At 58.2% G+C, this 13,566-nt stretch carries 12 protein-coding genes; 6 read left to right on the top strand and 6 right to left on the bottom strand.

Features of this window, described 5'->3' with window-relative positions; translation table 11 throughout:
* Positions 1-398: 398 nt before the first annotated feature.
* Complete coding sequence (locus QP977_RS07910; RefSeq protein ID WP_168168308.1) at positions 399-560, bottom strand: hypothetical protein; 162 nt, start codon at positions 558-560, stop codon at positions 399-401.
* A 160-nt stretch (positions 561-720) separates the two neighbouring features.
* On the bottom strand, positions 721-1,479 hold the full coding sequence (locus QP977_RS07905; protein WP_083310804.1) for an Ltp family lipoprotein: 759 nt from the start codon (positions 1,477-1,479) through the stop codon (positions 721-723).
* Positions 1,480-2,236: 757 nt separating this feature from the next.
* Between QP977_RS07905 and QP977_RS07900 the strand changes: the two genes are divergently transcribed.
* The 4 genes from QP977_RS07900 to ehuA all read left to right on the top strand — a co-directional run bounded on the left by QP977_RS07900 (position 2,237) and on the right by ehuA (position 6,331).
* Positions 2,237-3,556, top strand: coding sequence for an NAD(P)-dependent malic enzyme (locus QP977_RS07900; RefSeq protein ID WP_070652784.1), 1,320 nt, complete (start codon positions 2,237-2,239; stop codon positions 3,554-3,556).
* A gap of 126 nt (positions 3,557-3,682) precedes the next feature.
* Complete coding sequence (locus QP977_RS07895; protein WP_016422930.1) at positions 3,683-4,576, top strand: ABC transporter substrate-binding protein; 894 nt, start codon at positions 3,683-3,685, stop codon at positions 4,574-4,576.
* Positions 4,577-5,557, top strand: a complete 981-nt coding sequence (locus QP977_RS07890; protein ID WP_070652783.1) for an amino acid ABC transporter permease — start codon at positions 4,577-4,579, stop codon at positions 5,555-5,557.
* A complete protein-coding gene (ehuA, locus tag QP977_RS07885; RefSeq protein ID WP_016422932.1) occupies positions 5,558-6,331 on the top strand; it encodes an ectoine/hydroxyectoine ABC transporter ATP-binding protein EhuA in 774 nt (257 codons plus the stop codon).
* Between the two features lie 34 nt (positions 6,332-6,365).
* Here ehuA and QP977_RS07880 read toward each other — a convergent pair whose 3' ends face one another.
* The 3 genes from QP977_RS07880 to QP977_RS07870 form a co-directional block, all read right to left on the bottom strand.
* A complete protein-coding gene (locus QP977_RS07880; RefSeq protein ID WP_284847231.1) occupies positions 6,366-7,127 on the bottom strand; it encodes a sulfite exporter TauE/SafE family protein in 762 nt (253 codons plus the stop codon).
* Between the two features lie 85 nt (positions 7,128-7,212).
* Entirely contained in the window at positions 7,213-8,556 is a 1,344-nt protein-coding gene (gdhA, locus tag QP977_RS07875) for an NADP-specific glutamate dehydrogenase (protein WP_069359159.1), read from the bottom strand.
* A 255-nt stretch (positions 8,557-8,811) separates the two neighbouring features.
* Positions 8,812-9,195 carry a hypothetical protein gene (locus QP977_RS07870; protein WP_049193965.1) on the bottom strand — a complete coding sequence of 128 codons (384 nt, stop codon included), beginning with the start codon at positions 9,193-9,195 and terminating at the stop codon, positions 8,812-8,814.
* Positions 9,196-9,306: 111 nt separating this feature from the next.
* On the opposite strand from QP977_RS07870, the gene QP977_RS07865 reads away from it, so the two are divergent.
* On the top strand, positions 9,307-10,656 hold the full coding sequence (locus tag QP977_RS07865) for a DUF4921 family protein (RefSeq protein ID WP_070429591.1): 1,350 nt from the start codon (positions 9,307-9,309) through the stop codon (positions 10,654-10,656).
* A gap of 43 nt (positions 10,657-10,699) precedes the next feature.
* Positions 10,700-11,977, top strand: a complete 1,278-nt coding sequence (locus QP977_RS07860) for an amidohydrolase (protein WP_070545573.1) — start codon at positions 10,700-10,702, stop codon at positions 11,975-11,977.
* Positions 11,978-12,138: 161 nt separating this feature from the next.
* On the opposite strand, the gene pyk is transcribed toward QP977_RS07860, so the two are convergent.
* Positions 12,139-13,554, bottom strand: a complete 1,416-nt coding sequence (pyk, locus tag QP977_RS07855) for a pyruvate kinase (RefSeq protein WP_016422938.1) — start codon at positions 13,552-13,554, stop codon at positions 12,139-12,141.
* Positions 13,555-13,566 lie beyond the last annotated feature (12 nt).

The following is a 13,566-nucleotide window of genomic DNA, read 5'->3' as shown; positions in this document are numbered from 1 at the left end:
GCTATTCTTTGGTGATTTGTGGTGTGTGGTCTGGGGTTATGGTGGCATGCGGACACACTTTTCTTTACTTAACCCTCTTTTTCACGCACTTTCACGTACTTTCACGGGTATTTTGCACCAAAAATGAGCCAAAAAAGAGCCACGTATTGCCTGCTGAATCCTGCGTTAACTCCTGGGTGAATCTGTTTTTGGGCATAAGAAAACCCCGCCACTACCGATTGAGTGAACGGGGCAGTGCCATGGCGGGGACTCGCACCCCGCGAATGTGGCTACTCCATGGCTTTTGAGTCCGTTGATTTCAACAGGCGAGCATACGCTCTGAAAACTTCTTCATCGCCATCGACGTACTCGGACATCCCACTCAACAAAGCTTGCCGCTGCTCTTCTATGATGGAGACTCAAAACTCAGCGATGTCTTCTGCAAGATAGGTGGCTGCGTCTGCGTAGCGGCGCAGTGTCGCGGTTACTTCTGATTTGCCGCCGCGGTCGCCGATACGGGCGCGGTTGATAAACGGCACGATCTGTACCGCGCCGAAGTTGTGCTGCAGACACTCGCTCAACTGCCCGGTCACGCATTAAAACGGCCAAGACGATTTCCGCTTCACCAACAGCCGTTCAGTGTGCAGCAAATGCATTCTGGTGAAGCGGAAGCCGTCCTTTTGCAGCAGGCATCCAACTGGACTCTGGCCAATTGGCGTCATCAACAAACGAAGCCCGCTGCTACAGGTTATCCACCGCGTACTGAGCTTCCTCCGGAGTAAACTGCTCGCCGTATTCCGACGTCAGCTGCTCGTAAACAGCATCCGGGGACATTGCCATCGAATCCTGATAGATTCTCGCCTTTTCCAGTGCGTTCTTATTCCAGTCCGCTTCAAGGTTATCCATTGCATACTGGGCTGCCTCCGGTGAGAACTTCTCGCCATACTCCGAGGTCAGCTGATCATAAATACCGGCCTTCGACATGTGCATGCGATTCGCGTAAATCTCTGCCTTGCGGAGAGCATTCTTGTATTCGGTCGGGACCTTCTCATCCTGCTTTTGCTGCTCCCCCGTCTGACCTTGCTGCTCATCTACACCTGCCTCGGAAGACTCAGCGAAATCGGCATTCTCAACAGTCCCAGAATCAGCCGCAACGGCAGTCTCCGAACCAAAGAGAGATGCAGCTTCAGAATCGGAACCCGACTCAGTGTCACCGCCACCAGTCAAGCTGGCCGCCACAGCGAGGACCACGACAGCGCCCGCGGCAATACCACCCCATTTGAAGCAGCCACCCTTCTTCTTTTCTTTCGGAGCCGGAGGCATCTGCCCCGCTGCCGACGGACCCTGCGGGTAGGGCTGCTGGCCGAGCGGATCCTGCGGGCTGTGCTGGTAGGACTGCTGCCCCAGCGAATCCTGCGGATTCTGGGAGCCGTACGGATTCTGGGAGCCATACGGGTTCTGTGGACTCTGCGGGTTCTGGGGGAAAGTGGAATCGGACATCGTAAGAAGCCTCCTGCGTAGAAGTTGCAATAAACGAACAGCTCTCTGTCGTCAGTTGGAACTATCCCAGGAACTCCGGATTCAACTTTCCGCACTACACAAATATTTTCGATTCGCGAACCATAAGGCACCACTGAAGGTAAGAAAAAACCAGGCCTCTACCCCATAGAACAGGGCTTGGAACTGGTTAATCTCTTTAAAAACTAACCTTCAACCCCGGCCAGCGCTTACTCAATATCGGCAAATAATATCGCCAACATTTTCCAAACCAATAGAAGGCCAAAAGCGGCCAAGGCATGGAGCCCCTCCAACGACAGCCGCCCATATGGAACCCGACAGCACATAGACACCCCACCGAAGGCACTTCCTAACAAAGATGCTTCCGAGCAAGCTCGATGCACACCTTCATCACAAACGACGCAGCTGAGTAGCCCTTAACACAAACGATGCCATGGCAGGACTCGTCGAACTCGGCAAAAGCCGGGGTTCCGGCATCACGCCCGCGGCCGCCAGCCCCACGACACTTCCCAAATCCCCGCTCCCCCAACCGCAAAGATTTTATTTTCCACCCCACTGTCCATATAATGAGATACCAATCCCGTATAGCAAGACTGGTTTAGTTTTTACGCACACCACTACGTATCACCTGCCAAGCTTTGCTCCCGGCTTTACGCACTGCCCACCAGCAGCTCACGCCGCGGTCGAGTTTTCTCAAAGTACAAAGTACTCAGTACTCAACACGTTTTGGACTGTCATCATGCCTGCTGCGAATTCCCCCTCTAGCTCCTCCGCCCACACTGCGAACGCGAACTCCGCTAAGACGCCACTTCACGCAGTACCGGAGGACACCGCCCCCACAGATCCGTCGACCATCACCGATGCGGAAATCTTTGAGGCACACCGAGGCGGCAAGCTCCGCTCCCACTCCACCATGAAGCTCGAGACAATTCGCGACCTCTCCATCGGCTACACCCCAGGTGTCGCTCGCGTCTGTGAGGCCATCCACGAAGATCCGGCTCTGGCCCGCACCTACACCTGGACCGGCCAGAACGTCGCAGTGGTTTCCGACGGCACCGCCGTGCTTGGCCTTGGCGACATCGGGCCCAAGGCCGCGCTACCGGTGATGGAAGGAAAAGCCCAGCTCTTCGAGCAGTTCGCCGGCATCTCCGCTGTGCCAATCGTCCTGGATACCCTCAATACAGAGGAAATCATCCAGACGGTCAAGGCGCTGGCGCCGTCGTTTGGCGGAGTGAACCTCGAAGACATCTCCGCGCCTCGCTGCTTCGAGATCGAGCAGCGTCTCGACCAAGAGCTCGACATCCCCATCTTCCACGACGACCAGCACGGCACCGCCATCGTCATCGCCGCCGGCCTGATCAACGCCTGCAAGCTGACCGGCCGCAGCTTCCAGGATCTCCGCGTAGTCATCTCCGGCGCTGGTGCCGCTGGTGTCGCTGCGACGAAGATGCTGCTGTCCGCTGGCGTGTCCGACATCGTCGTCGTCGATTCGCGCGGCATCATCCACCCGGACCGCGAGCCGCTGAGCGACATCAAGCAGTGGGTCGCCGGCATGACCAACCCACGCGGCATCACCGGGTCGATCAACGATGCGCTTGTCGACGCTAACGTTTTCATCGGCGTCTCTGCCGGCCGTATCGGCGAGGATGCGATTAGCCAAATGGCCGCTGACCCGATTCTGTTCTCGCTGGCCAACCCGATTCCGGAGATTCCGATGGAAGTCGCCCGCAAGTACGGAGCCGTCGTGGCCACTGGCCGCTCGGATCATCCGAACCAGATTAATAATGTGCTGGCCTTCCCGGGTCTGTTCCGTGGCGCACTGGAGGCGGGTGCCAAACGGATCACCGAGGCCATGAAGCTGGCTGCTACTCAGGCCATTGCAAATATTGGCGTAGAAGACCTGAGTGCCGACCGCATTATCCCGTCGGCGCTGGATTCGCGCGTCATGCCGGCCGTGGCGAAGGCTGTCCGCGATGCTGCGCTGAGCGACCCGGCCTCCGGCGCGGTCGGCCCGCTCGACGTCACTGGCAATGGCTTTGCTGCAGCTGAAGCGAACTAGAAAACCCGCGCTGACTATCCCTCGGGAAGTCTGAAAAGTGTGCGGTTTTCCTGCACCAGCCTAAGACGCAGCTGAATAGGGGTACCGAATTTAAGGTATTCCTGCGCCTAGGTAACATATTCAGATATGAAAAGACCCATCGCATTGGCGGCTGCCACGCTGACTGCGACCTTGTTCTTAGGGCTTACAGGCTGCGTCACCAATGACGAAAGCGGTAACCCCGAGGGCTGGTCAGAGATCAAACCGGCAGCGGTCCCCGAACTGGCGAAACAGGTCCCAGCAGATCTTCGTAAGCGCGAAGTATTGCGCATCGGCACCAACCCAACATTCGCCCCGGCAGAGTTTAAGGATTCCGCCGGTTCCATCATCGGATTCGACATTGACCTCATGCGGGCCATGGCCAGCGTCCTGGATCTGCGGCTGGAAATCCAAGAACAGGATTTCGCACTGATTCTGCCGGCCCTGTCGGCCGGCGCAGTTGATGTTGGTGCCTCCGGCTTCACCTCAAACGAGGAGCGCCGCAAGACCTACGACTTCGTCGACTACCTGGATACCGGCCTGCAGTGGGCACGTCGCCCGGGCAGCGACGCCAGCTCCGACAACTACTGTGGCAAAACTGTCGCTGTTCAGCGCAATACCGTCGCTGACATGGAGGACCTGCCGGTAAAGAATCAGGATTGTCTGGATCGCGGTTTGCCACCAATTAACAAATTGGCCTACCAGGATGCTGGTACCGCAGCTACCACCGTGGTGCTGGGGCGTGCTGACGCGCTGGCAGCTGACTCACCAGTCAGTGCCTACGCGGTCAATCGTTCTGAGGGCAAACTCGAACTTGCCGGAGATATCTACGATGGTGCCCCGTTCGGCTTCGCTATTCCGAAGGATTCAGAACTTGGCCCAGTGCTGCAGCAGGCACTGCAGTACCTCATCGACAACGGCCAGTACAAGCAAATCCTGACCACATGGGGTTTGGAAGACGGTGCTTTGGAACGCGCCACTATTAACGGAGAGGAACTTTAAGTGAGCGACTCATCTGCGTCTGGCGCCCGCTACGAGGCCACACAGGCGGAACTCAACGAAGAAATTAAGGCCAAACCGCTGCCGCACCCGGGTCGCTGGATCACCGCAGCAGTGCTGCTGGTGCTCTTCCTGTGGTTCATCATCGGTGCCGCCCGCAACGAGGCCTACCACTGGGATGTTTACTTCCAGTACCTGTTCGACACACGAATCGCCGCTGCCGCTGGCTGGACCATTGCACTGACGGTCTTGGCCATGCTCATCGGTATCGTCGGCGGTGCTATCGTCGCCGTACTCCGCATGTCGGACAACCCCGTGCTGTCCACTGTTGCTTGGTTCTACCTGTGGGTTTTCCGAGGAACTCCGGTCTACGTGCAGCTGGTCTTTTGGGGTCTCCTCGGCACTATCTACTCGACGGTTGACCTGGGTGTTACCGAGGTTGATCTCAGCACCGTCCTGTCCAACACCTTTGTGTTGGCGTTCGTCGGTCTCGGCTTGAATGAGTCCGCGTACATGGCTGAAATTGTCCGTGCCGGCATCCAGGCTGTCCCGGAGGGCCAGACCGAAGCATCGAAGGCACTGGGTATGAGCTGGTGGCAGACTGTCCGCCGCACCATCTTGCCACAGGCTATGCGCATCATCATCCCGCCGACGGGCAACGAGTTCATCTCCCTGCTGAAGACCACTTCGCTGGTCATCGCAGTGCCGTTCTCGCTGGAACTCTACGGCCGCTCCACGGACATCGCCAATGCGCTGTTCCTGCCGGTGCCGATGCTGCTTGTCGCCGCCACCTGGTACTTGGTCATCACATCAATTCTGATGGTCGGACAGTTCTACCTTGAGCGCTACTTCGCCCGCGGCGCTACCCGTCAGCTCACCGCCCGCCAGCTGGCCGCGCTTGCCGACGCCGAAGGTGTGCCGCTTGCAAATGCTCGCGTTGTCGATAAGGACGAAGAGCACTTCTACCGAGAGGATCCGCAGTAAATGACTACCAAAGATTTGATGGTTGAGGCGCAAAAGGTTCGGAAGAACTTCGGCCGTCTCGAGGTCCTCAAGGGCATCGACCTGGAAGTTCCACGCGGTACGGTTACTTGCCTCATTGGTCCTTCGGGCTCCGGTAAGTCCACGCTGCTGCGCTGTATCAACCACCTGGAGAAGGTCAATGCCGGCCGTCTCTACGTCGACGGTTCCCTGATTGGCTACCGCGAAAAGAACGGCAGCCTCTACGAGATTTCCGCCGCAGAAGCTGCCCGTCAGCGTCGCGATATCGGTATGGTTTTCCAGAACTTCAATCTGTTCCCGCACCGCACGGTGCTGGGAAATATCACCGAGGCACCGGTGCTGGTAAAGGGTGTCTCTCAGGAGCAGGCTGAAAAGCGTGCCATGGAGCTGCTGGAGACTGTTGGTCTGGCGCACAAGGCCGATGCCTACCCTGTTCAGCTCTCGGGCGGTCAGCAACAGCGTGTTGCCATTGCTCGAGCCCTGGCCATGGAGCCGAAGCTAATGCTCTTCGATGAGCCGACTTCCGCTCTTGACCCCGAGCTCGTCGGTGAGGTTCTCAACGTCATGCGTGGTCTGGCCGATAAGGGCATGACCATGGTCGTCGTGACGCACGAGATGGGCTTTGCCCGTGAAGTCGCCGACCAGGTCGTGTTTATGGCTGACGGCGTGGTCGTGGAAAAGGGCACCCCGGATGAGGTGCTGGGTAATCCGCAGCACGAGCGCACCCGCAACTTCCTGTCTTCGCTGTTGAAGTAACAGCAAGGAGAGGCTGGCAAGCGGAACAGCAAGCCTAAGCGCCAAAAGTTGCGGAGATTCCACGAAACATAGTGACTGCCGCGCCGGTAGTCGCCAGAATGACCGCGAGCTTTCGGGCTTGCACAATGGGCACTCGTCGAGAAACGCGGGTGCCCAAAAATATACCCACAATCATGGCAATCAAACACAGCGGCCAGAGCACAACCGGTGTGGTGGCGAAGACAGATACGTCACCGCTGACTTCCTTGAACAGCAAGGACAACGCGCCGGAAACAAAGAAGAGCGGTTGCAGGGTGGCCGCAAAGGTCTGCGCTGGCCAACGGGAAGCCTGCGCGTAAACGGTAATGGCAGGTCCTGCAATGCCGGCCAGGGTATTCATAAAACCGCCGGCAGCACCAGAGGCGACGGCGTACTGTGGGCCGTCGACACGCATGCGCTGAGGCATAAACGATGTCACCAGCAGCGCGAGTAGCACGAGCCCACCGACCAACACCTGGAGCGGCCCACTGGGCGTGTTGTGAACCACCCAGGCGCCTGGCAGCGCACCTAAGGCCATCACCGGGCCAATCAGCCAGAACTTCTTCCAATCGACGTTCTCTCGCACCGAGATGGTCTGCATGATCGCATTGACCGATGCGAGCACGTTAATAATCAAAATTCCTGCTACGGGACCTGCAACCAGTGAGAGGACCGGACCTCCCAACAGTCCGAGTCCCATACCGGCTATTCGCTGCATCAGAGCCCCGATGAAAATCGTTGCCACGATAAAGACAAAAGCCCACACTGATAACTCCATAGGAGGGAGTTTACAGCGTGGGCTTTTTGGCTTTTCGACGGGCGGGGTCGCCGAGGATCCGTCGTAAAGCGGAAACGTTAGCAGACTAGATGACGCCCTGAGCCAGCATTGCGTTAGCGACCTTCTTGAAGCCTGCGATGTTGGCACCGAGCACGTAGTTACCCTCGTGATCGTACTCAGCGGCGGTGGTTTCGCAGTTCTTGAAGATGTTGGTCATGATGCGCTTCAGGCGCTCATCGGTGTAGGAGAAGGACCAGGAATCGCGGGTAGCGTTCTGCTGCATCTCCAGAGCGGAGGTAGCAACACCACCGGCATTGGCAGCCTTGCCCGGCGCAAAGTGGACACCGTTGGCCTTGAAGACCTCGATAGCCTCCGGGGTGGACGGCATGTTTGCGCCCTCAGCAACGAAGCGGCAGCCGTTGTCGACCAGCAGCTTGGCGGACTCGCCATTGAGCTCATTCTGAGTTGCACACGGCAGTGCGACATCAGCCTTGAGCTCCCAGATGTTGCCACCCTCGTGGAACTCAGCGCCCTCAGCCTCAGCGACGTACTCGGAGACGCGAGCACGACGAACTTCCTTGATTTCCTTCAGCAGCTCGACGTCGACACCGTTCGGGGTGGAGACGTAACCGGAAGAGTCAGAGAAACCGACGACGGTAGCGCCGAGCTCCTGAGCCTTCTTAATGGCGTAGATGGCGACGTTACCGGAACCGGAAACGATGACCTTGGCACCGTTGATGTCAGCACCGTTGGCCTTCATCATCTCTTCAGTGAAGTAGACACAGCCGTAACCGGTGGCCTCGGTACGAACCAGGGAACCGCCCCAGGTCAGGCCCTTACCGGTGAGAACGCCGGACTCGTGCTGGTTGGCCATACGGCGGTACTGACCGAACAGGTAGCCAATCTCGCGGCCACCGACGCCGATGTCACCGGCCGGGACGTCACGGTACTCACCGATGTGGCGGTGCAGCTCAGTCATGAACGACTGGCAGAAGCGCATGATTTCCAGCTCGGACTTGCCCTTCGGATCAAAGTCGGAGCCACCCTTGCCGCCACCGATCGGCAGGCCGGTCAGGGAGTTCTTGAAGATCTGCTCGAAGCCCAGGAACTTAATGATGCCGAGGTTCACGCTCGGGTGGAAGCGCAGACCGCCCTTGTACGGGCCCAGCACAGAGTTGAACTGAACACGGAAGCCACGGTTGACCTGGACCTGCCCCTGGTCATCGACCCACGGCACGCGGAAAATAATCTGACGCTCCGGCTCACACAGACGCTGAACCAAGCCGTAGTCACCATAGTGCGGGTCCTTTTCCAGGACGACCTTCAGCGACTCCAGAACTTCTGCCACTGCCTGGTGGAACTCCGGCTCACCGGCGTTTCGGGTGAGAATCTGGTCATAGAGTCCCGAAACCTTCTGCTCGATATTCAAAATAAACCTCTCTGCGAAACCATTATGGCGCCCACGAAGAACAAACCGTCAGCGGTTGTAGACCACTTCCCGGTTGCCGTAACTCGGTGGCACAGGTTGTGTGCACAAGGACTGGGCAACTGTAGATATTGAAGCGGACATAATTATACAACGGCATATTGCTGGGAAAACTCGTAGCGATTTGCGCTACACCCGTTGGCCAAGCCAATCACTGACTCTGTGGAGGCTTACACTTTTCACGAATTAGGTAGGAAATTACCTAAATACGGCAACATTCCAGGGATACGTCGCAACAGATTCGAGCATTTCGTCGAACTCACGCAGCACTGGGTCCGGGGGCAATTCTGCACGCGGAGTCAGTAGCTCAGAGAGGTCCATAGCGAGTTCATTGAGAGAACCACCGTGCTGATCGAAGCTCAAGAGATAACGGAATACCTTCCTATCCCCCAACGGCTCCTTCGGGTTCTCACGCTCCCACTGCTCCACCAACTGCGCGTCCGTGTCCGCCGACGCCACCGAAACATCCACGTCACTAACTCGCCCGGCGCGGTCAAACTCACTCAACTTGGTACGAAATGCCTCGGCCAGCGCCTCCGATTCGGTCGGCTTCACCAGGCAGTGAAAAACAATCTTCGACATAACTTCACAGGCTAAGCCACGCGAGACGGCCAGACAATAGCTAACCGTCGTCAAGCCCCTGTCCCCCTACGTTGGCGCGCCGACCGGCAGCAAAGACGTAGTGTTGGACTTATGCAGGCTTTCAGCAATCCCCTCATCACGCTTGCCGACGGCACGGTGAAGCAAGTCAATCCTTTTTCCGGTACCCAGGTGTGGACAGTCCCAGGTCGTGGCAATCGGCCGTTGGGAATTAAGCACACGGATCCGCAGCCATTGAGCGAGGAGGATTTTGGATCCCGCGACTCCTTTGGCTGGAACAACCTGCTGCAAACCCCGCCTGAGAAGGCCCGTGTTGTCCTCGACGAATCGGTATTCGGCGGCTACAGCACGGTGACCGGAGTACTGCCCGACCAGCTCTTCGACACCACTGCGGAGTTCCGTCGCGTGCCCAACCTGTTCGAGATCGTCTCCTATGACTATTGGTCGGAAAACTACGGCTTCGAGCCCGACCGCGAAACTCAGCAACGCATGGAGGCCTACCTCGATGACCCGAAGGGCCGCGAGCACGTGCTCAACATCATTCGCACGCGATACCGCGCCGCTGGACGCAGTGAAGAGGAAATCAACGCGCTTTCCGACGAGGAATTGCTGCGCCGCGCCCCAAGCTATTTCGCCGGCGGCCACGATGTGATTGTTGCCCGTCGCCACTTTGTCGACGCCGCTACCCACGATAACCAGCTGGCTTCTTCTGGCACATTGAGCGTTGCCGAGCACCGCGCACTCATTGCGTTTACCGTCGAGTCGATTGCTGACCTGTACCGACGGAACCGCTACGTGCGTTATGTGGCCGCTTTCCAAAACTGGCTGAAACCGGCAGGCGCAAGCTTCGATCACTTGCACAAGCAGCTTGTGGCCATCGATGAGCACGGCGAGCAGCTCAAGCGCGAAGTGCAGGCGGTGCGCAAGAACCCGAATATCTACAACGAATACGCAGTGGACTATGCGGCCCGCCACAACCTGGTTATTGCGGAAAACGAGCACGCGGTGGCTTTCGCAGGATTCGGACACCGCTACCCGACGCTGGAGATCTTCTCGAAGTCGGATGTCTGCGAACCGTGGCTGCAAACCCGGGCTGAGATAGACGCAATGTCGGACCTGATTCACGCATGTCATGCCGCTGCCGGGCCCACCATTCCGTGTAACGAGGAATGGCACCACCGCCCTGTCGATTTGGATGCCCGCATGCCGTGGCGCGTAATGATTAAGTGGCGCACCTCAAATTTGGCCGGTTTTGAAGGTGGCACCAAGATTTATCTGAACACCATCTCCCCATGGGATCTGCGCGACCGCGTTGTCCCGGAGATGTACCGTTTACGGGAGACCGGAAAGATTTCGGACAGCATTCACATTGCGACCGAGTGCCAGTGCCAGCCAAACTCGCTGAAGTACAACCCGCTCGTCGAAGACGGGTCGCGACTGTAGTTCTCTGGCACAGAGTAGAGAGAAGTTAGGAGTCTTAATCCAGGTGAGCAACAATGAAGCACGACTGAGCCGCATTCGCGACCTCATCGCCACTCATCGAGTGCCATTGGACAGGCAGTGGGAAATCTACCGTTACCTGCACCAGCACCCGGAGCTATCTCAGGCGGAGGAGAAAACTGCCGCGTATCTGGCCGGTGCTCTTCGCGACATGGGCACTTACACGGTGTATGAGGGAATCGGTGGTCACGGCCTCGTTGGTGTCATGGAAAATGGCCCCGGCCCTACCGTGCTGTTCCGCGCTGATATCGATGCGCTTCCGGTGTTCGAGGAAACAGGTGTGGATTTCGCTTCCTCTGCCACCGGTACCGCCCGCGATGGTTCTGCCACCGCCGTCATGCACGCCTGTGGCCATGACATGCACATGACGGCCGGTCTTGGTCTGGCTAGCCTGATGGCAGCAACTAAGTCTGAGTGGTCGGGTACTTTCATTGCCCTGTTCCAGCCCGCCGAGGAACTAGCCTGTGGTGCACAGGCTATGATTGACGACGGCCTGGCAGACCTCATCCCCACCCCAGATGTGTGCTTCGGCCAGCACATTGTTCCCGGCCCCGCAGGTCAGGTAATGACCATGCCCGGCCCGGCACTTGCTGGCTGTGACACCATTAGCATCACGCTGACAGGTCGCTCCGCACATGGATCTATGCCGCACAACGCCATTGACCCGACGTACTTGGCTGCCGCAATCGTTCTGCGCTTGCAAGGAATTGTGGGGCGCGAGATTCCTCCCCACGAGTTTGGTGTTTTGTCCGTCGGCACGCTGCAGTCCGGCAATTCGAATAACACAATCCCCGGCCAGGCCAAGATTGTGCTGAATATTCGCTACTACTCCAACGATGTGCGCGCGAAGCTCGTTGCGGGCATTGAGCGCGTTGTTCGTGGCGAGTGCCTGGCTTCCGGCACTGAGGTTGAGCCTGTGATTGAGTACTCCGATCACGGCGAAGTCACTGACAATGATCCGGAGGCGTTTGCCACGATTCGCCCGGTCATGGACGCTGTGCTCGGCGACGATTCCACCGATGCTGTGCCGTGGACCGCGTCGGAGGACTTCTCAGACCTGCCGCGTGGGCTGAACTGCCCATATGTCTACTGGACTGTTGGCGCCACACCTCGGGATACGTGGGAAGCCGCCGTTGCTGCCGACCGCGTGGTCGAAGACGTACCGTCGAATCACATGCCGACATTCCTGCCGGACTTCGAGCCGACGGCTACCTCCGCGACTTCTGCCGCCGCTGCCGCCGTACTGTCCTACTTGGCAAAGTAAGGGCTGCGTGCCGGCCGCTTGCCACCGCGCACCGCGCCAAAAAAGACAGCTCAGTTTTCGGGTTGTCAGTTTTGCTACTTAACCCCCCAGGTCGAAAGGCTCTTACAAAAAGCCGGTAAGCCCCAAAAGGGCTTACCGGCTTTTCCTAACGCGCCAGAGAGCTAGCGAGCGTCCTCGCCAATAACGTGGACGTGAATCATGTTGGTATTGCCCTCATTTCCTGGAGGGGTACCAGCAACAACGACCAGCGTGTCGCCAGCGTTGTAGTTTTCCATGGTCAAGAGCTGCTCATCGATGACCTGCATGATCTCATCCGTGCTGTTAACCTCGCGCACCAAGAAGGTCTCCGCACCCCACGTCAGCGCAAGCTGCGAACGAACCTGCTGATTCGGAGTGAATACCAGCAGCGGCAGGCGAGAGTGCAAGCGTGCCACACGGCGAGCGGTATCACCCGAGGTGGTGAAAGCAACCATAGCGCGGGCATTCAAGCGCTCACCGATATCGCGAGCTGCGTAGGAAATCACACCACGCTTCGTGCGAGGCATGTGGGTCAGCGCAGGAACTTCCCCCTCGCGCTCAGCGGCGGTGACGATGCGAGCCATGGTCTTAACCGTGGACTGCGGGTACTTACCAACCGAGGTCTCACCCGAGAGCATCACGGCATCTGCGCCATCGAGCACAGCGTTGGCCACGTCGGAGGCCTCCGCACGAGTCGGGCGCGAGTTCGAAATCATGGAGTCGAGCATCTGGGTGGCGACGATGACCGGCTTGGCGTTCTCGCGGGCAATCTGAATAGCGCGCTTCTGAACCAGCGGAACATCTTCCAACGGCACCTCAACACCAAGGTCACCACGGGCGACCATCACGGCATCGAAAGCCAGGATGATGGCCTCGAGAGACTCGACTGCCTCTGGCTTCTCCAGCTTGGCGATAATCGGGACACGACGGCCAACCTCATCCATGACCGCATGGACCAGTTCGACGTCGGAAGGCGAACGGACGAAGGACAGCGCGATGAAGTCGACTCCCAGCTTCAGAGCGAAGCGCAGGTCGGCGATATCCTTCTCTGACAGAGCCGGCACCGAGATGTTCATCCCCGGCAGGGAAACACCCTTGTTGTTCGAGACCGGACCGCCCTCGATGACACGGCACACCACATCGTTGCCATCTACCTCGATGCACTCCAGGCCCACCTTGCCATCGTCGACAAGCAGGCGATCGCCCGGACGGGCATCGTCAGCGAGATTCTTGTACGTGGTGGAGACGCGGTCGTGCGTGCCTTCGACATCGTCGACGGTGATGCGGACAATCTCGCCGTCAGCCCAATACGTCGAGCCTTCCTTAAAACGACCGAGGCGAATCTTTGGTCCCTGCAAGTCGGCGAGAATACCGACGGCATGTCCCGTAGCGTCGGATGCTTCACGCACCCAGTGGTAGTTCTGAGCGTGGTCCTCATGCTCACCGTGAGAGAAATTCAGGCGGGCAACATCCATGCCGGCGTTGACCAGCCCGGTAATCCCCTCCAGCGAAGCAACTGCTGGACCGAGGGTACATACAATCTTCGTTCGTCTAAGCACGGCCTCCAGCCT

It is taken from the genome of Corynebacterium sp. MSK012 (genome assembly GCF_030232435.1).
GTDB lineage: Bacteria > Actinomycetota > Actinomycetes > Mycobacteriales > Mycobacteriaceae > Corynebacterium > Corynebacterium jeikeium_D.
The sequence above is the reverse complement of the archived record's forward strand: the minus strand, read 5'-3'. Positions and strand labels throughout refer to the sequence as shown.